At 61.4% G+C, this 17974-nt stretch carries 14 protein-coding genes, 2 pseudogenes and 1 riboswitch; of the genes and pseudogenes, 8 read left to right on the top strand and 8 right to left on the bottom strand.

All coding sequences use genetic code 11. The annotated features are described in order from the left end of the window. The first annotated feature begins 64 nt into the window (after positions 1–64). The 7 genes and pseudogenes from KI617_RS16880 to KI617_RS16850 all read left to right on the top strand — a co-directional run. On the top strand, positions 65–967 hold the full coding sequence (locus KI617_RS16880) for a TRAP transporter TatT component family protein (RefSeq protein WP_226448239.1): 903 nt from the start codon (positions 65–67) through the stop codon (positions 965–967). 25 nt (positions 968–992) lie between these two features. Next, positions 993–2003: a TRAP transporter substrate-binding protein gene (locus KI617_RS16875; RefSeq protein ID WP_226448238.1), complete on the top strand. Its 1011-nt coding sequence runs from the start codon at positions 993–995 to the stop codon at positions 2001–2003. 3 nt (positions 2004–2006) lie between these two features. Continuing rightward, positions 2007–3842 carry a TRAP transporter large permease subunit gene (locus KI617_RS16870; RefSeq protein WP_226448236.1) on the top strand — a complete coding sequence of 612 codons (1836 nt, stop codon included), beginning with the start codon at positions 2007–2009 and terminating at the stop codon, positions 3840–3842. A 318-nt stretch (positions 3843–4160) separates the two neighbouring features. Beyond that, a pseudogene (locus tag KI617_RS20575) lies at positions 4161–4973 on the top strand (hypothetical protein); the annotation flags it as partial. A gap of 96 nt (positions 4974–5069) precedes the next feature. Continuing rightward, a complete protein-coding gene (locus KI617_RS16860; protein WP_226451906.1) occupies positions 5070–8747 on the top strand; it encodes an RHS repeat-associated core domain-containing protein in 3678 nt (1225 codons plus the stop codon). 377 nt (positions 8748–9124) lie between these two features. Then, positions 9125–9685, top strand: a complete 561-nt coding sequence (locus tag KI617_RS20600) for a hypothetical protein (RefSeq protein ID WP_264180024.1) — start codon at positions 9125–9127, stop codon at positions 9683–9685. Further along, a pseudogene (locus tag KI617_RS16850) lies at positions 9686–9880 on the top strand (IS630 family transposase); the annotation flags it as partial. 148 nt (positions 9881–10028) lie between these two features. On the opposite strand, the gene KI617_RS16845 reads toward KI617_RS16850, so the two are convergent. The 7 genes from KI617_RS16845 to KI617_RS16815 all read right to left on the bottom strand — a co-directional run bounded on the left by KI617_RS16845 (position 10029) and on the right by KI617_RS16815 (position 14702). Continuing rightward, positions 10029–10691: a BON domain-containing protein gene (locus tag KI617_RS16845; protein WP_226448234.1), complete on the bottom strand. Its 663-nt coding sequence runs from the start codon at positions 10689–10691 to the stop codon at positions 10029–10031. A 26-nt stretch (positions 10692–10717) separates the two neighbouring features. Then, positions 10718–10888, bottom strand: a complete 171-nt coding sequence (locus KI617_RS16840) for a hypothetical protein (RefSeq protein ID WP_226448232.1) — start codon at positions 10886–10888, stop codon at positions 10718–10720. Between the two features lie 126 nt (positions 10889–11014). Then, complete coding sequence (locus KI617_RS16835) at positions 11015–11464, bottom strand: GNAT family N-acetyltransferase (RefSeq protein ID WP_226448230.1); 450 nt, start codon at positions 11462–11464, stop codon at positions 11015–11017. 6 nt (positions 11465–11470) lie between these two features. Beyond that, entirely contained in the window at positions 11471–11710 is a 240-nt protein-coding gene (locus KI617_RS16830) for a hypothetical protein (RefSeq protein ID WP_226448228.1), read from the bottom strand. A 72-nt stretch (positions 11711–11782) separates the two neighbouring features. Then, positions 11783–12253 (bottom strand): chemotaxis protein CheX, encoded by a 471-nt coding sequence (locus tag KI617_RS16825; RefSeq protein WP_226448226.1) that lies wholly within the window; start codon positions 12251–12253, stop codon positions 11783–11785. Positions 12254–12255: 2 nt separating this feature from the next. Then, complete coding sequence (locus KI617_RS16820; protein ID WP_226448224.1) at positions 12256–12642, bottom strand: response regulator transcription factor; 387 nt, start codon at positions 12640–12642, stop codon at positions 12256–12258. Continuing rightward, positions 12639–14702, bottom strand: a complete 2064-nt coding sequence (locus tag KI617_RS16815) for an ATP-binding protein (protein WP_226448222.1) — start codon at positions 14700–14702, stop codon at positions 12639–12641. Before KI617_RS16815 ends, KI617_RS16820 begins: the two co-directional genes overlap by 4 nt. 149 nt (positions 14703–14851) lie before the next feature. Here KI617_RS16815 and KI617_RS16810 point away from each other — a divergent pair, with 149 nt between their 5' ends. Further along, positions 14852–16675 (top strand): GGDEF domain-containing protein, encoded by a 1824-nt coding sequence (locus KI617_RS16810; protein WP_226448220.1) that lies wholly within the window; start codon positions 14852–14854, stop codon positions 16673–16675. Between the two features lie 72 nt (positions 16676–16747). Here the strand turns inward: KI617_RS16810 and KI617_RS16805 are convergent, their stop codons facing one another. Then, the gene (locus KI617_RS16805) at positions 16748–17416 is read right to left on the bottom strand and encodes a trimeric intracellular cation channel family protein (protein ID WP_226448218.1); all 669 of its coding nucleotides are present in this window, start codon (positions 17414–17416) and stop codon (positions 16748–16750) included. A gap of 157 nt (positions 17417–17573) precedes the next feature. Further along, positions 17574–17668, bottom strand: a riboswitch (glycine riboswitch). Between the last annotated feature and the right edge of the window lie 306 nt (positions 17669–17974).

Raw genomic sequence — 17974 nt, 5'->3', positions numbered from 1 at the left:
TCATCCCTCTGTAACATCAGCCGGCTAGTGTGCCGGCCAACTGATTCGTGACGGCGGAATTAAATTGCACCTACTTATGCGCAGGGCCGGGCCGGCAATCTCTGTTGTTCTTCTCGCGCTGCAGCTCGGTGCCTGTTCGCCGCGCCAGATGATTGTCGGCAGCCTGGCCGACGAATTGGCTGCGCAGGGGCAAGGCAGCGAGACCGATCTCGATTTGCTGCGCGATGCCGCACCCTTTCACCTGAAGCTTTCGGAATCCATCCTGCGCCAGGACCCGGGGCACCGCGGGCTGGCCGAGTCGGTGGCGGCGGGCTTTACCCAGTATTCCTACGCCTTCGTTGCCTTCGAGGCCGAGCAGGTTGAGGCCAAAGATGCCAAGGCCGCCGAGCGCCTGCGCCAGCGTGCCGCCAGACTTTACGAACGGGCGCATCGCCATGCCATGCGCGGTCTGGAAGCCGCCTCGCCGGGATTTGCCAAGGCCTTGGCCGGTGCGCAGGCAAAGGACTGGCCGGCCATCCGGCCGGAGCAGGTGGGGCTCGCCTACTGGGCTGCTGCCTCCTGGGGCGGCTGGATTTCGCTGTCGAAGGATGATCCGGGCGTCGTCGCCGATCTGCCTTTGGCCGTGCGTCTGGCCCAGCGTGCCTGGGCGGTCGATCCGGATTGGGGGCAAGGGACGTTGACCGGCCTGCTTGGCACTTTCGAGGCGGCGCGACCGGGCGGCAGCCAGCAGCAGGCGCTGGCCTATTTCGACCAGTCCATTGCGCAATCCGCTGGCAAGAGCGCCGGGGCGCTGCTCGCCAAGGCCGAGGGCCACGCCCAGCCGGCCGGCGATCGTGAACAGTTTGAAAGCCTGCTCAGGCAGGCGCTGGCCATCAAGGATGAAGCTGGCAGCCCGCAGGCCCTGCAAAACGAAGTGATGCGCCGCCGGGCGCGCTGGCTGCTGGACAAGGCCGACGACCTGTTCTGAGCCACGGACCAAGACAAGGGAGAGAATGATGAAGAGACTGGGCAAACTGGCCGCGCTGCTTCTTGGCGGCGTGCTGGCATTGAACGTATTGGCCGCCGACAAGCAACTGCGCATCGGCACGCTGGCCACCAAGAATTCGCTCTACCACCGCCAGTTGATGGAACTGGGCGAAGCCTGGCGCACGGCGCAGGGCGGCAACGCCAAGTATCTCGTCTATCCCGATGGCAGCCAGGGCGGCGAAACCGACATGGTGCGCCGCATGCGCATCGGCCAGTTGCAGGGCGGCCTCTTGTCGGTGGTCGGCCTGCGCGAAATCGAACCGTCGATTGCCGCCTTGCAGAACATGCCGCTGATGTTCAAGAGTTGGGAAGAGGTCGATTACGTGCGCGAGAAGATGCGCCCGGCCATGGAGAAAAAGTTTCTCGACAAGGGCTTCGTGGTTTTGGCCTGGGGCGACGCCGGTTGGGTGCGCTTCTTCTCGAAGGAGCCGGCCGTGCGCCCGGACGACTTCAAGAAGATGAAGTTCTTCGCCTGGGGCAGCGAGGTCGAGCAGCAGGAGATCATGAAGAGCCTGGGCTACACCCCGGTGCCGCTGGAGACCGGCGACATCCTGCCGTCGATCCAGACCGGCATGATCAACGCCGTGCCGTCGACGCCGTATTTCGCGCTGGCGACGCAGATCTACACCACGGCCAGCAACATGCTGGAGCTGAACTGGGCACCCATCGTCGGTGCGCTGATCATCACCAAGAAGGCCTGGGACGACCTGACGCCGGAAGGGCAGGCCGCCGTGCGCGAGGCTGGCGCCAAGGCCGGCGTGCAACTGCGCGCCAAGGCCCGGCAGGAGGTGGACGACGCGGTCGACGCCATGAAGAAGCGCGGCCTCAAGGTCAACAAGCCGAATGCCGAGCAGATGCAGGAGTGGAATACGCTGGCCGACAACCTCTACCCGCGCATCCGCGGCAAGATGGTGCCGGCCGACACCTTCGACGAGGTCGTTGGCCATCTGAAGGCCTACCGCGCCGGCAAGAAGTAAGCGATGGCTGCGCTGCGCCGGCTGGGCGCGATGATTGGTCAGTTAGATGCGCTGACCGCCGGCGGGGCACTGGCCCTGATGCTGCTCATCCCGCTGCTCGAAATCGGGCTGCGGCCGCTGTTCGGGCGGGGTATCGAGAATGCCCCGGTGCTCGTTCAGCATCTCGGGCTGGTGCTGGCGATGTTCGGGGCGCTGGTCGCCGAGCGCGGCCAGCATCTCAGTTCGCTCGGTGCCGGCTTTGCCGCTGCCCGCAATCCGCTGGTCCGCGCCATCGCCCAGACCTTCGCCCGCGCCAGTGCCGCCGTGCTGTGCGGCATGCTGACCCAGACCAGTTGGACCTTCGTGGCCAGCGAGATGGAGGCGCCGCGCGACATCGCCTACGGTATCGCCGGCTGGATGGTCGAGATTGCCATGCCCATCGGTTTTGCGCTGCTTGGCTTCAAGCTCGCTGGGCGGATCACGGGCCATCTGGCCGGGCGGATCGCGCTCGGTCTGCTGTTGCCGGCGGCCGGGTTCCTGTTCGCCAGTCATTTTGACGGCAGTACGCTGCCCTTCTGGCCGTTTGCTCTCTGGTTGTCCGCCGTGCTGCTCTGCGGGGCGCCGATCTTCGCCGTGCTCGGCGGGCTGGCGCTGGCCCTGTTCTGGAGTGAAGGCCAGCCGCTCGCCTCGGTGCCGCTCAGTCATTACCAAATTACCGTCAATCCCTCGCTGCCCGCCCTGCCGCTATTCACGCTGGCCGGCCTGCTCTTTGCCCGGACCGGCGCCGCAGCGCGGCTGGGGGCGCTGTTCACCGCCCTGTTCGGCAATGGCGTCAGTGGCACGGCCATTGCTGCAGCGGTGCTCTGCTCCTTCTTTACCGCCTTCACCGGCGGTAGCGGTGTGACGATCCTGGCCCTCGGCGGCCTGCTGCTGCCCTTGCTGACCAAGGCCGGCTTTCCCGAGCAGCGCGGCATCAGTCTGGTGACCAGCGCCAGCGCCTTGGGTGTGCTGCTGGCACCGTCGGTGCCGCTGATCATGTACGCCATCATCGCCCGTGTCCCGATCAACACCATGTTCCTCGCTGGCGTGCTGCCGGCGGTGGTCATGGTCGTCTTTCTGCTGCTGGTTGGCGGCTATCTGCGCCGCGGCGCAACGGCCGCGACCATCGCTGCCGAACCACACAATTTCAGCGCCGTCCGCCCGGCCCTCTGGGCGGCCAAGTGGGAACTGCTGGCACCAGTGGTCGCTATCGGCTCGCTGGTCAGCGGCATCGCCACACCCACCGAAAGCGCCGCGCTGACGGCGGCCTATGCCTTGCTGACGCAGGCGCTGGCCCATCGCGAACTGGACTGGCCGCACATCCGCCGGGCCCTGGCCGATTGCGCTGAAGTGATCGGCGGCATCATGGTCATCCTTGGCATGGCGCTCGGCCTGACCAACTACCTCGTCGATGCCGGCATTCCCGATGCGGCCATCGAATGGGTGCAATCGGTCCTGCCCAACAAGTTCGCCTTCCTGATCGCCCTCAACCTCTTCCTGCTGCTGGCCGGGGCGCTGATGGAAATCTACGCCGCCATCGTCGTGCTGGTGCCGCTGCTGCTACCGGTGGCGATAGCCTACGGCATCGATCCGGTGCACTTCGGGGTTATCTTCCTGGCCAATATCGAAATGGGCTTCCTCTGCCCACCGGCCGGCATGAACATCTATTTCGCCTCGGCGATGTTCGGCAAGTCGATCCGCTACGTGGCCGTTTCGGTGCTGCCGGCCGTGCTCGCCATGCTGCTCGGTGCCCTGACGATTTCGGCGCTGCCTTTCCTGGCGACCTGGCTGCCGGGATTGTTCGGGTTGGGGGCGGGTTGAGCGGCTCTGCAATATTCGTCATCCCCGCGCCGGCGGGAATCCGTATTATCGGGGGGCGACTTCAACCTGCTGAGTGTGTCAATCGCTTGCGGACTTAGGGTTATCGGGTGGACGAGCGATCGTTACGAGCGGCGTTGCTATAACGCACAATTGCATCGTCATTAAAAATGCGTCGATGCTGTAGGTCGGGGTTCGGCCAGGAGCGGATGTGGCGCCCCGGGAAAATAGAGCAGATTAAACGGAAGGTAACTCATCAGGTACCTGCCGCTTGGCCTGTGCTAGGGCGGCCCGCCGAGTGTCATTTTTATTTCCAATGTCATGCTTTTGAAATGCTTTTTGCATTTAATGCTTGAACATCACTCCAATTGGGAAGAGGAAATGGCTCGACTACTTTCAGCCTCAGGTCTTGAGGTTCAGCAATCGGAAAGTTGCCGGCCAACACTTGCTCAGTACAAACCTGCGGTGGATATTGCCCAGAAAATTTTGGTCGTACTTCTTCTGTTGGCTAGCATCGATTGTCATGCTGCCGACCGCGCGCCCAGTCGTTTTTGGGAGAATTGCGCAAACGTACCGGGTCTCTATCAATCGGGGCAAGAGGTCTGTGACGCGAGATCCAAGTTAATTAATTATCCGCCTTCGACTTACGAGCCTGTTAAAGAAGGGCCTTTCGGATATGGTGCCTGTTGGATTCCGGAAGCAACTGCAAACGGTGGGAGATATGCAATCTCCTGGCCGCGGCAACGGAGTTTTTGTCCATCTGGTTTCACAGGAATTGGCTCCCTTGGAGACAACGATAGTTGCTTTGGGTTAAGCGCGTATTACGCTGGCGGCTACACAGGTGACAGCGTAGTCTGCCGTCGCACTGACACGCAGCCGGATTTTGAGAAGAACCAAGGGCCGCTGATTTGCGTTGGCAACCCGATCAATCCGGGTTTTCAGAACAAATATGAAAGCCAGACGGATTATGAGCATGGCGGCGGTAGCCTAGCTTTCAAACGCACCTACAACAGCCGAGCGGTCGCCATGGAGACGAGCCTGAGCTCATACAACGGCGCCTATGGCTTATTGCGCAGGGCGGGAAGCATCGGCATCAATTGGCGACGCAATCATTTTTTATTCCTGAAGATAGATCAAAGTGGCACCCTGTCCACTGTCACGATAGCGCGCCCCGACGGCAGAGCCGTATTTTTTAACCTTGCAGGCAACGCTTGGCTTCCCGAAGCCGATGTGGCCGACCGCCTCATTGAACTCAAAGACGTGGCAGGAGTTCGTTCTGGCTGGCGTTACCTCGTCGCTGCGGATAGCTCGGTCGAAACCTATAGTGCTACCGGCAAGCTTCTCAGCATTACAGATAGCTCCGGGCGTGTACAGAGCCTCATTTACGACCTGCCAGCGGCAAACGGCGGCGATGCCGATGCCGAAACTCTCGACGCAGTAAGTGATGCCTACGGTCGCCAGCTGATTCTGAAACACGACGCACAGAACCGCATATCCGCCGTGATCACACCCAGTGGCGAATTAATTTCATACGTGTATGACGCGGTAGGCAATCTCGCATCGGTGACTTACCCGGATGGCAAGACCAGGATCTACCACTACAACGAATCCCAATATACCGGCGGAGCCAACCTCCCGAACGCCCTGACAGGCATTACGGACGAGAATGGGACCCGGTACGCCATCTTCCAGTACAACGCGCAGGGTGGAGCAATTTCCACCAGCCATGCCAACGGGGCCGATCAATATTCTCTGACTTACGGCACCAATAACGCGACCATCACTGATCCTCTGGGCACGCAGCGAACCATGACGTTCACCACGATTCTGGGTGTAACAAAGAGTGCCGGCCAGAGTCAGCCGGGCGGTTCTGGCTGCGGAGCCGCGAGCAGCGCCCTCACCTACGACGCCAACGGCAACGTCGCCACGCGCACCGACTTCAACGGCAATACCACCGCCTACACCTACGACCTGACCCGCAATCTCGAAACCCAGCGGATCGAAGCCGCCGGCAAACCCGAAGCGCGGACCATTTCCACCCAGTGGCACGCCACCTGGCGCCAGCCCGCCCAGCGCGCCGAACCCAAGAAACGCACCACCTGGGTCTATAACGGTGACGGCGGCGCCTACTGCGCCCCGACCACGGCCACCGTCCCCAGCCTCAATGGCGGCACCCAGCCCATCGGCGTCGTCTGTTCCAAGACCGAACAAGCCACCACCGATGAAACCGGCACATCCGGTCTTGCTGCCACGACTACCGGTGCGCCCCGCACCTGGCGCTACACCTACAACGCCTTTGGCCAAGTCCTCACCGCCAACGGCCCGCGCACCGACGTGGCCGATGTCACCACCACCACGTACTACGCCGCCGACGACCCCGACCTCGGCAAACGCGGCAACATCGCCACCGTCACCAACCCCCTCGGTCATCTCACCCGCTACACCGCCTACGACCTCAACGGCCGGCCGCTGTCGATCACCGACCCCAATGGCACCGTCACCACGCTGAGCTACACCCCGCGCGGCTGGCTCAAGACGCGCAGCGTGGCCGGCCAGACCACCACCTACGACTACACCCCCTGGGGCGGCCTTGCCCAAGTCAGCTACCCCGACGGCAGCGGCATCAGCTACACCCACGACGCCGCCCACCGTCTCACCGCGATCGTCGACAGCGCCGGGCGGGGCGTGCACTACACCCTCGACCCCGCCGGCCACCGCCTCCAGGAAGACTACCGCAACGCCGACGGCTCACCGGCCCGGCAAGTCAGCCGCATCTTCGACGCCCTCGGTCGCCTGAAAGACGAAATCGAAGGCAACAGTCCGCCGCACACCCTCGGCTACACCGCCAACGGCGAACCGCGCTACCGCATCACCGCCAAGGGCGACACCACCACCGACGACATCGACCCGCTGGGCCGCCCGGTCAAGCGCACCGACCCCGAGAACGGCAGCGCCAAACCGACCCTGATGGCCTACGACCGCCTCGACCAACTCACCCGCCTCACCGCCCCGAACGGCGCCGTCACCGCCTTTGACATCGACGGCCTGGGCAACACCCTGAAAGAAAGCTCAGCCGACCGCGGCAGTGTGGACAGCACCTTCGATGCCGCCGGCAATGTGCTAACCAGAAAGGATGCCCGAGGGCTGACCGTCACCACCACTTATGACGCTCTCAACCGGCCGACCCAAATCACCACCAGTAGCGGCAAGACCCAGAGCCTGAGTTGGGACACCAGCTGCGCCAACGGCATCGGCCGGCTGTGCCAGAAAACCGACGGGGCGGGCAGCACGACCTATTCGTATGACACACGAGGCAATCTGACCAGCGAAACGCGCAGCGAAGGCGGGCGCAGCTTCACCACCACTTACGCCCACAACACCGCCGACCGCCCCACCGACGTCATCGCCCCGACCGGCGAAACCCTTATCCCGACGCTCGACCCCGGCGGCAAGACCCAAGCCCTGAGCGCCACCGGAGCAGGCACGACCACGGCTATCGCCAGCGCCATCGCCTACAGCGCCACCGGGCAAATCACCGCCCAGCAACTCGGCCTGACCTGGCTGACGGTGAACTATGACAGCGCAGGGCGGGTGGACAGCGAAACCGCCACCATCCAGGCCGAAGCCTCATCCAACGGCGATGTCCCCTTGCCCGGCTGGGCCCTGGCCGTCCTCGGCGCCACCCTGTTCGGCCTCACCCGGCCCCGGCCGGCCGGGGCAACGCTTTCCCTGTTCGCCGCGTGCATTCTGACGCTCTTCCTGGCCGTGCCGCCCGCCCAAGCCGCCGACCTCGATCTCGACTACGACGCCAACGGCAACGTCATCAGCAAGACCACCGCCAGCGGCACAACGGCCTACACCTACGACAAACTCGACCGCCTCGACACCGAGGCCGGCCCACCCGGCAACCGTGACCACGCCTACGACCCCAACGGCAATCGGACGAGTGACGGGGCCGGCACCACGGCGACCTTTACCCCCAACACCGACCGGGTGGCGACCATCAACGGGGTCAGCGTCACGTTGGACGCGGCCGGCAACCTGACCGCTGACGGCACGTACAAATATGTCTGGGACGACTTCGGTGATCTGACTGAACTACGCAAGGCCGACAACACGCTGATCGCTACCTACTACTACGATGACCGCCACCGACGCACGCGCAAGGTGACCACTGTCGCCGCGCCGCAAGGGGCCGGTACCACTTTCTACATTTACGACAAATGGGATCACCTGCTGGCCGAAATGGGCAGCTCGGGCGAAGCTTTGATGACCTACGTCTGGAACGGCGACATCCTGACCGGGATCATCGTCCATCAACCCCAACGCACGGTCTATACCGTGCAGGTCGATCATCTGGGTACGCCCTACCAGGTCAGAACGCTGGATGGCAAGATCGTCTGGCGCTGGGAGCCGGATGGGTATGGGCGGACACAGCCGAACGAAGACCCAGATGGGGACGGGAAGAAGCTGACGCTGAACGTCCGGTTCCCGGGCCAATACTTTGACCGGGAATCAGGGCTGCATTACAACTGGCATCGGTATTACAGTCCGAAGATCGGGTATATCTCGCCGGATCCGATTGGGTTGGCGGGGGGACCAAACCCTTACACCTACGCGAATCAGAATCCGTTGAATCGGACGGATCCCAAGGGGCTTCTTGCAGGGTGCCCAGCTGGGCAGGTGCCAAATCAGTCGGGGAGGTGTGAGCCGATGGTTTGTGCGTACGGCGCTTGTGAGCCTCCAACGTACGATGAGTGTGCTACCTTTTTCAAGGCGTTTGATAAGGGCATGTGTTTTGCTGCCACGCGTGAAATTAGGCCGCTATCCAGGCTTTGCAACAGGTACATGGAAAAAGCATCAAACAATTTCTGCGAGTCGATATGCACCGAGAGAACAAACCAATGAAATGCCCGGAATGTAACGCTTCAATTCCGTTTCGGTTGTTGGGAGAAGAGGGGCAATGTAAAAAGTGCGGATGTCGGTATCGCGATAACCAGCAGACACTCTGGTTGGTTGCTTCGGTGCTATCACTTGTTATTTGGCCGATTGGTAGTTTCTTGGATTCCGAAAGCGATATTGTTAATGCAATCATCGACGCGGTCTTGCTTGGGGCTCTTGGTTTTCTCTTGTTTCGATACTGGTACCAAGTTGAATCGATCTCCAAGGGCGGTCGAGGGGGAGTTGTTAGCGATGATGGCGACGCAACGTAAACGGCGGACGCACCACGCTTAGCCGTTTGACCCACATGAAACGAGGCCAAGCCTGCCATCCGATACTAGCGGATGAGCAACGTTCTTCGATTTCAGTCATTTTTCCCGGTCGACCGTAACAATTGCCTTCTCACCACGGTCAACCGCAAAAATCCCAAAAAAAAGAAATGCCCTCGGCCACCTGACGCAATACACCGCCTACGACCCGAACGGCCGCCCGCTGTCGATCACCGACCCCAACGGCACCATCACCACGCTGAGCAAGACCTTAAATTAGCTTTTCACCTTCTTCGTGAATTCAAGGAAGGGAAACTTACGGAAGGGCGGATGCTGTCGGAAGAAGAGTTACGGTTAGTGCAGGTTCTCTCGGCGGATTTATTACCAAGCACTGAATTTGACGAGGACAATTTCCACGAGCTCATTTATCTGCTTGCCAGCGAAGATACAAAATGGAATCACGCACTTGGGGAGGCATTGGATAGGTTCTATCGTGAAGTTGAGGCAGGAAAAACGGATGATGGCGTGATTGCGTTGAAGATGTTTATAAGTGTTTGCCCTTCGCGTTGGTATCGTAGCCTTGCTGAAATCGAAGTTGAAAATTTGCGTGGAAAACCGGGATCGACCACGAAATAGCCCAGCTATAGCCCTCAGTTCAATCCGGAGGAGCGCCTCAACGCTGATCTGAAGTAAGAGGTGGGAAAGCGTGTCCCTGTTCGTGCCAAAGCAAAACTACGTGACGCAGCCAGCGCTCACATGATGATGTTGGAGCAAAACCCTGAGCGCGTCATGAGTTACTTCCAAGACCGCCGCGTCAAGTATGCTGCTTAAGACTTCATCGGGCCGGAGCAATAGCGATGATGGCGACGCAACGTAAACGGCGGACGCACCGCGCTTGGGCGATCAACAGGCTCCGTTCACCTGAAAATCCGGATATCTGATTTTCTGGATGCCGTCGGTGCGGCGATGACTGGCGGCCTTAGCGGTTCTCGACTGGTGCGGCCTGCGGGGGCGGGGTGCGGGCGCCGAGGAGGGCGTTGTCGATGCGGCGGGTTTCTTCTTCCGGGATGATTTCGAGCACATTGACCACCTTGCGCACGCCGTCGGTGGTGCGGGCGATGGCGACGGCGACTTTGGCTTCGCGCTCGTTGATCAGGCCCATCAGGAACAGCGTGCCGTTTTCGGTGATCGGCTTGATGTGGTTGGCTGACAATTGGTTTGAGTCGATCAGGCGGGCCTTGAACTTGGACGAGACAAAGGCATCGTTGCTTCGCGATGAGAAGGAGGCCGGCGGGGCGATGACCAGTTCATTGTGGACCTGGCGCACGCCCTCGATCTTTTCGGCCATCGCACCGATGGCCTGCTTGGCTTCTTCGCTCGGCACTTCGCCGGTCACCAGCATATTCCGGTTGAAGGCCGTGAAATTGACGTGAGAGCGATCCCGGTACTCGGCCGGCAGGCGGTTGCTGCCTTTCCATTCCGAGGTTTCGTCATCGGCCTGATTGCCGGTTGAACGGCGATCATGGAAGCTGATCATGGTGGCCGCGGTGCCGGTGACGAGCAGGGCCGGGACGCAGGCATTGAGGGCTGGCATCAGCGCCAGAATCAGCAGCGTCGCGCGAAAGGAGATGGGGGCTTGCATGCTCGACCTTTGCGGCAGGAAGGTCTTCAGGCGACCCGGTTGAGCAGCCAGGCGATCAGCATGCCGCAAGGCAGGGCAATCATGGCGACGATGGCGCTGGTCTTCTTGATGCCCCGGGCTTGTTCTTCGATGAATTGCTCCATGCCGTCGAACAATTCCGGGAAGGTGGCGATGTCGTTGCGATCCTGTTTTTCCATGTGAAACTCCGTGGGCTGTTCCTGTGAGGCTCAGACGTCACTATCGCCAGTCATTGTTGCAGGGGCGTTAAAGTATTTCGCATGCTGCCGTCCTGTGCCGGCTCGCCAGAAATGATTGGCCGGTTTTCAGAAACGGCGCAGCAGCAAGTGCCGGCCATCGAGGTTGCTGTTGCGTACTTCGACGAAACCGAAATCGCGAAAACGCCGGGTCTTGGTGGCCGAAACCAGAATCCGGCCGGCTTTGAAGTTCTTTTCCAGCCATTCGATACGTGCCTTGATCAAAGCGCGGCCGATGCCCTTGCCGCGCCGTTCATGGGCCACGGCGGAGAGGTAGAGGATATGCGTCTTCGAAGACCAGTCGGCCGCCTTGACGCCGCCGACGGCGATCACCTCGCCGGCGTCCATGGCGACGAAGAATTGACGGTAGAACACCGGATCGCTGGTCAGCAGCTCCTGGGTGACCCGTTTGGCGCTGTAGCGCTCAGGGTCGCCAAAAGCATTGACGATCAGCGTGACGCTCGCGTCGACCAGCACTGCGCTGCTGACATCCAGCGTGTCGATGCGAATCCTGGGCATGGCGACTCAGGTGACGAGGGCGAGCGCCCGGCGCAGCTGGGCTGTATTTTCGGCGGCCCGTTGCGCTTCCTGGCGATTGATTTCGGTTTGCTGCCGACCGAAATTGTCGCGCTCGCGCCGGCTGCGGAAAGCCGCTTCGATGCTGCGCACGCAGCGCCAGCGGTAGCCTTGTCGGGTGGGGAAGAGGCGCATCTGGTCCTTCTGGTGATGCACCCGGCAGCAGTAGCAGAACAGTGTTTCCGTCATCACGACCTCGCAGAAAAATTCGGCTCTGCGGGCAGAATGCGGGCGCTGTGTTACCGCAGCGTGACGGCCGGCTCAGTTCTTCGGGATGAGCTGGACCAGGAGGCTGGCTTCATAGCCGTGCCAGAGCAGCGGAATGGCGTAGGGACGGTGGCCGGAGGCTGTTTCGATACTCGCCGAAGCGGGATCGGCCAGGCGGGGCGGCGAAATTTCCAGGCCTTCGCCGAAGTGCCGGCGGGCCCGGCCGGACAGGGTATTGGCGATTTCGCCGACGATGTCGCCATGCTTTTCATCGGTGAAAACCGATTCGCCCATCTTGAGCAGAACATGGGAGAGCAGGGCGCGCGGCGCGGAAAAGCAGATCTGGCCGACATAGTCGCCACTGACTTCGATCTGGCCGATGTAATCGTTCCACTGCACCGGGGTGTCGGCTTCGACCAGGTAGGCCGAACGGACCTGGGCGGCCTCGCCGGTGTAGACGTTGAAAAAGTGGGTAATGGCTTCGGAGAAGACTTCAATGTCTTCGCTGCGGAGATTGTTGCGCATGTTCAGTCGATCAGTTCAAGCAGGGAGTCAAGCAGGTCTTCATCGGAAAACGGCTTGTGCAGAAAACCGTGGGCGCCTTTCTTGATGGCACGCAGGGCGGTGGCTTTGTCCGAGAGGGCGGAGACGACGAGGATGCGGGTGTCGGGCAGGAGTTCGGCGATCTGCTCGATGCAGGCCTCGCCATCCAGCTGCGGCATGGTCAGGTCCATGGTGATCAGGCTGGGCCGCGTTTCGCGGGCCAGTTCGATCGCCATGATGCCATTGGCGGCGAGCCCGGCAATGTTGATGTGCGGCAGGCGCGGGCTGGCGATCAGGCGGCTGATGCGATTGCGGATGGTCATCGAGTCATCGACGATCAGCATGCTGTGGAATCTGTTGGTTATGGTCATGCGGTCTTGAACTGAAGGATGAAACGGGTATGGGAGTTCGGGCGGGAGCTGATGCGCAGGCGGCCGCCCAGTTCGCGCAGGGCTTCCTTGACGACGAACAAGCCGTCGCCGCGCCCGGCGTGCTCGTGCGCAGCATCCAGCGAGCTGAAGCCGGGTTCGAACAGTGTGGCGATGATCTGGTCGTCGCTCATGGCGGCGATCTGTTCGGCCGGGTAGCGCTGGCGGGCGCTCAGCACCTGGCGCAAGTATTGCGGCGACAGGCCGCAGCCGTCGTCATGGACCGCCACGGTCAGCGCGCCATCTGCTTCGCTGGAAACTTCGACACGGATCAGCCCGCTCTCCGGCTTGCCGAGCTTGCGCCTTTGCTCTGGTGCCTCGATACCGTGCACGACGGCGTTGCGGATCAACTGGGGAACGATTTCGCCGAGCAGGCGGGACAGTGACGGCGGGATCTCGTCGATCTCGCTGAGCCCTTCAAAACGCACCTGCTTGTTGAGGTCTTCGGCGATCTTCAGGGCAAACTGTTCGATCCGCTGCAGGCTCTCGCCGAGCGAACCGCCCGGCGGCTCATCGCGACGATCGTTGGCAAATTTCTGGATGCGCTTGATCACCGCCTCCACCTTGGCGATTTCGCCCAGCAGGCGACTCAGCGCGACCGCCACCGGAATCAGGTCATCGCCGGCCAGGTCGGTACGCTGCCGCATCGGCTGCAGCTCATCCTCGAATTCGTGGGCGACCCGGCTGATACTGGCGCAACCCAGTGTCCCGGCTTCGCCCTTGATGCCATGCACGGTACGGGCGATGCGGTTGACCAGTTGCGGGTAGGCCTGACGGGAGGGCTGGATGTTCTGCAACTCGCCGTTGATCAATTGCAGGGTGTCTTTGGCCCGATGGAGGAAGGCCGCCACTTCGTTCGGGTTGTGGTCGAGGACGCCGAGCAGCAGCGCCATTTCGCTATCGGCCCGGGCTTCGGCGCCGGCCAGTTCGCGCTCCAGCCTGAGCTTCTGGGAAACGTCGAAAACGCTGACCAGCAGGGCAACGACCTGGCCGTTTTCGCGGATCTGATCGAACTCGAAACTGAGGTGGGTCGGCCCCTGTTTTGCCCCCGCCTTGCCCAGCAATTCGATCTCCTGCAGCGGATTCAGCTGCTTCAGGAGGCTCTGCTTCATTTTCGGATTGAACAGCAGGTCGATGTAATCCTCGGCCGCTGTCGAGTTCTCCGTCGAGGTGATGAGCGCCAGAAAATCGTTGAACGGGGTGCCGGGCAGCAGCGGCTTGTCGAACAGGCGCTCGAGCGAGGCTGAGCGCTGGTGGCCGACCGTCCGCTCAGCGGTGAGCAGGAACAGACCTTCGTGAACTGCGCCGAGGATGCGTTCCGACTCCTCGCGGGCCCGGGTGATCTGGCGGTCGCTGGCGAGAAGTCGGCCAATAAAGGTGAAGACAATGAAGCCGAAGTTGAGGAAAGCCAGCGAAATGGCGACGGCCTGAATGACACGAACGGTCGAGGTTTTCTGGCGGGCAATATCCTCGAGGCTATGACTCAGGTCATCTGCCTGCTGGGTCAGGCGATTGTTGCGGGTGACCGCCTTTTGTACGGCGCGGGCGGTGGTTTCGCTATCCGGTGCCGCGTTGACGATCAGCGGGCCGACTTCACGTTCGATCGGCTCCCAGGTGTGAACGACCTGCTTGAGCTTCTCCAGCGCCTCCTCGCGCAGGGTGGCTGGTTCGATCAGGGTCAGGGCGGGCGGTTTGGACAGTTCGCTCAGCAGCGCCTGGCGTGCGTCGTCGAAGCCGAGCCGGGCTTCGGAGATTTCAGCCAGGCTGGACTGGGTCAGCGCCTCGTTGCGCAGATCCATGTCCAGGGTCAGCAGGCCCTTGGTCAGTTGTTGCGAGTAAGTGCGCAGCAGGCCGGCGGTGTTGATCAGCCGGGTATCGGTTTCGATCTGGCGCGAGGTGTAGATGTTGATGGCCGAGACGCCGGCATCGATGACCAGGAAGAGGCCGATGGCCAGGACAAGGTCACGATATTTTCCAAAGAGCGGGGCAAGCAGCGTTTTCATGACAACCTGACGCGAAGCGGGGCGGCTATCTTGCTGCAGGACTGTTACAGGTTTGTGAATTGGTAAAATTGCGAAGGTCGACTTTCCTGTCACGGCTTTGCAATCTTCGCTTTCTAAACTGCACAGTCAGTTCTCAGGAAGCGTGCGCAATGATCGATGAAGCAGCGGAATTACAGCGAATCATGACCGAGGGGCTTTTGTTCCCGGTCTTTCAGCCCATTATGGACTTTCGCCTGCGCGCCATCCTTGGCTACGAAGCGTTGATGCGGGGACCGGAGGGGAGCCCGCTGCATCGGCCGGACCAGTTGTTCGGAGCCGCGGCGCGGCTTGGTTTGACCAATGATCTTGAGCACCTCTGCCGGCAGGCCAGCTTGCGGGCATTTGCCGCACAGCGCCTGGCTGGCCGGCTGTTTCTCAATGTCACCCCGGGGTGTCTGCTCGATCCACGCCTGATGAACGGCCACACCCGCGATCTGCTCAACGCGCTCGGCATCGCCCCGAACCGTATCGTGCTTGAATTGACCGAGAATCAGCAGATCACTGACATGCCCGGCATCCTGGAGGCACTGCAGCACTATCGCGGGCGCGGTTTCCAGATCGCCATCGACGACCTGGGCGAAGGCTTTGCCAACCTGCGCATGTGGTCGGAGTTGCGCCCGGAGTTCGTCAAGATCGACAAGCATTTCATTCACGGCATCGCCGAAGACCGGATCAAGTTTCATTTTGTCCGGGCCATGCAGGATCTGGCCGAAATCTGCAATGCCTCACTGGTCGCCGAGGGCATCGAGCGCAATCAGGATTTCGTCTGCCTGCGCGACATGGGCATCGCCTGCGGCCAGGGCTATTTCATCGCCCGGCCGGAAAGCCATCCGGTGAGGCAATTGCCGGGTCAGACGGTGATAGCGCTCGACCAGCAATCGCTGGCCCTGTCGCCGATGACCGGCGGCCCCGGCAAGTTGCCGACGGCGCGCAGCCTGCTCCGGACGATCCAGCCCGTGGCGCTGAATGCCACCAACGAGAAGGTGATTGCCCGTTTCGAAGCCGATCCCGATCTGGATGTGCTGCCTGTTGTTCAGGGCACGCAGCCGGTGGGCATGATCAACCGGCACAGCATGATCGACCGCTTCGCCCGGCCGTTTCGCAAGGAACTGTTCGGGCGCCGGACCTGCGATCTGTTCATGGATCACGCTCCGCTCATCGTCGACCAGCACGCCACCATCCAGGAACTGGCGATGATGCTGTCAATGGCGCCCAAGCATTACCTGTTCGATGGCTTCATCGTCACCGGCGAGGGCAAGTACCTCGGCGTCGGGACCAGCCATGACCTGATGGCAACCATTACCGAAATGCAGATCAGTGCCGCCCGTTACGCCAATCCGCTGACCCAGTTGCCGGGCAATGTACCGATCAACGAGCATGTCGACCGCATGCTGTCGTCCGGCGAGCAGTTCGTGGCCGCGTACATCGACATCGACGACTTCAAGCCCTACAACGACACCTATGGCTACCGGCGCGGCGATGACGTCATCCAGACGCTGGCCCGCCTGCTCTGCGAGGCCACCGACGAGCGCATGGACTTTGTCGGCCATATCGGCGGCGACGACTTTTTCGTGATCTTCCGCAGCCCCGACTGGGAAATGCGCTGCTGGCAAATCATCGCCAGCTTTGCCGAGGCGGTCGGCAACCTGCTGACGATCGACGAACGCCTGCAAGGCGGCTACATGGCTGAAAACCGGCGCGGTGAAGTGAGCTTCCAGGGCTTGCCGACCTTGTCCATCGGTGCCGTTCGCATTGGCCTGGGGGAGTGCGAATCGCATCGCGAAGTCGCCGCTGCCGCTTCGGCCGCCAAGAAGCAGGCCAAGAAAAAAGCCAAGGCGGCCGCCAATGAACCCCTGGGCGGCAGCCTGTTCATCGAGCGCCGCCGTTTGGGCGCCGGCGATGCCGTTTTGTCCGTGGCGCGGGCCTTGAACTGACGCCGCCGGCCTGCCGGGATTTCCTTGGCAGGCCCGGCAAGCCTGGCGCTGAAGCGAACGCGCCCCGTTTGTTCAGTCCCAGCGCTGCTGGTAAGAGAAGGTCGGGAGCTTCCAGCCAAAACGGAGCGCCAGCATGCGAAAGCCAAAGCCGGCGATAAAACACGCCAGCGTATTGAGGTCAGCGTCGATGTCGGTTGATTTCAAGACCAGGAAGAGGGCGCAGACAAAGAGCGACACGCTGGCGTAAAGCTCCCGGCAGAAAACCACGGGGACCTGGTTGCAAAGCACATCGCGCAGAATGCCCCCGCAGATGCCGGTCAGCATGCCGGCCATGATGACGACAACGACCGGGTAATTGAGTTGCAGGGCGACATTGCAGCCAATCAGGGAGAAGGCGACCAGACCCATCGCATCCAGCATCAGGAAGATGTTTTTCATGTGGTGCATGAAGCGGGCAAGCAAGGTTGTCGCCAGACCGGACAGGATGACGAGATAGACGTACTCGGGATGTTGCGTCCAGCCAATCGGGAAATTGCCAAGAATGACATCCCTGATCGTGCCGCCACCCAGGGCGGTGACGAAGGCAATCACGGCCACCCCGAAAATGTCCATGTTGCGACGCCCTGCCGCCAGCGCGCCAGACATGGCTTCGGCCGCGATGGCGACCAGATAGATGACCAGTAGCAGGTCGAATTGCTTGGTGGCGAGCGGCTGAAAAACGTGGATAAGAGTTTCTAACATCAGGACAGACTCCGTCAAAAATCGGAAGGCTCGAATTGAGTCTTCCGTGACGCCTCTCCCCCTGTCCTTTTACCTGAGAGTTTCAGCTCGCTGTGAGCCTGCCCCTTCGGTGAGTTGCCAGGCGCCAGGGCACCTGCAACTTCTCTCCAGCCGGCGAATCATTTCTGCGGTTCAATGTACCTGAGCGATTATGGGAGTTTGCGCCTTCGGCGGAGTTCGCAAATTTGGAACTCTCTCTCCCGCAGAAGGGCGGATTATCGTGATTCGGCGGATTGCTTGTCAATCAGTGACAGGCCAGCGCTTGAAACGCGGTGGCGAGCCTCATGCCAACGGCAAGATTCTTGCCGAGCACGAAGCAGCCTCGCGGATAGAGCGGCCCCTGCGCCGGTTTGGCTGCCGAGGCAGAGGCGACAAGGGTCAGTCGGAGCGAATGCCGTTCAGTTAAGCGTCATTCCCGCGCAGGCGGGAATCCAGTACTTTGAAATCCCTGGGTTCCCGCCCGCGCGGGAACGACTAATTCGAAGGGTTTTCCGCTTAACAGAACGGAGTTGCCGGGTC

Origin of the sequence: Ferribacterium limneticum (assembly GCF_020510625.1) — a bacterium.
In the GTDB taxonomy this organism is placed as follows: Bacteria; Pseudomonadota; Gammaproteobacteria; order Burkholderiales; family Rhodocyclaceae; genus Azonexus; species Azonexus limneticus_A.
The sequence above is the reverse complement of the archived record's forward strand: the minus strand, read 5'-3'. Positions and strand labels throughout refer to the sequence as shown.

Coding starts and splice junctions, on each gene's coding strand:
- KI617_RS16875 (WP_226448238.1), top strand. CDS start 993: ATGATGAAGAGACTGGGCAAACTGGCCGCGCTGCTTCTTGGCGGCGTG.
- KI617_RS16870 (WP_226448236.1), top strand. CDS start 2,007: ATGGCTGCGCTGCGCCGGCTGGGCGCGATGATTGGTCAGTTAGATGCG.
- KI617_RS20600 (WP_264180024.1), top strand. CDS start 9,125: ATGAGCAACGTTCTTCGATTTCAGTCATTTTTCCCGGTCGACCGTAAC.
- KI617_RS16845 (WP_226448234.1), bottom strand. CDS start 10,691: ATGCAAGCCCCCATCTCCTTTCGCGCGACGCTGCTGATTCTGGCGCTG.
- KI617_RS16840 (WP_226448232.1), bottom strand. CDS start 10,888: ATGGAAAAACAGGATCGCAACGACATCGCCACCTTCCCGGAATTGTTC.
- KI617_RS16835 (WP_226448230.1), bottom strand. CDS start 11,464: ATGCCCAGGATTCGCATCGACACGCTGGATGTCAGCAGCGCAGTGCTG.
- KI617_RS16830 (WP_226448228.1), bottom strand. CDS start 11,710: ATGACGGAAACACTGTTCTGCTACTGCTGCCGGGTGCATCACCAGAAG.
- KI617_RS16825 (WP_226448226.1), bottom strand. CDS start 12,253: ATGCGCAACAATCTCCGCAGCGAAGACATTGAAGTCTTCTCCGAAGCC.
- KI617_RS16820 (WP_226448224.1), bottom strand. CDS start 12,642: ATGACCATAACCAACAGATTCCACAGCATGCTGATCGTCGATGACTCG.
- KI617_RS16815 (WP_226448222.1), bottom strand. CDS start 14,702: ATGAAAACGCTGCTTGCCCCGCTCTTTGGAAAATATCGTGACCTTGTC.
- KI617_RS16810 (WP_226448220.1), top strand. CDS start 14,852: ATGATCGATGAAGCAGCGGAATTACAGCGAATCATGACCGAGGGGCTT.
- KI617_RS16805 (WP_226448218.1), bottom strand. CDS start 17,416: ATGTTAGAAACTCTTATCCACGTTTTTCAGCCGCTCGCCACCAAGCAA.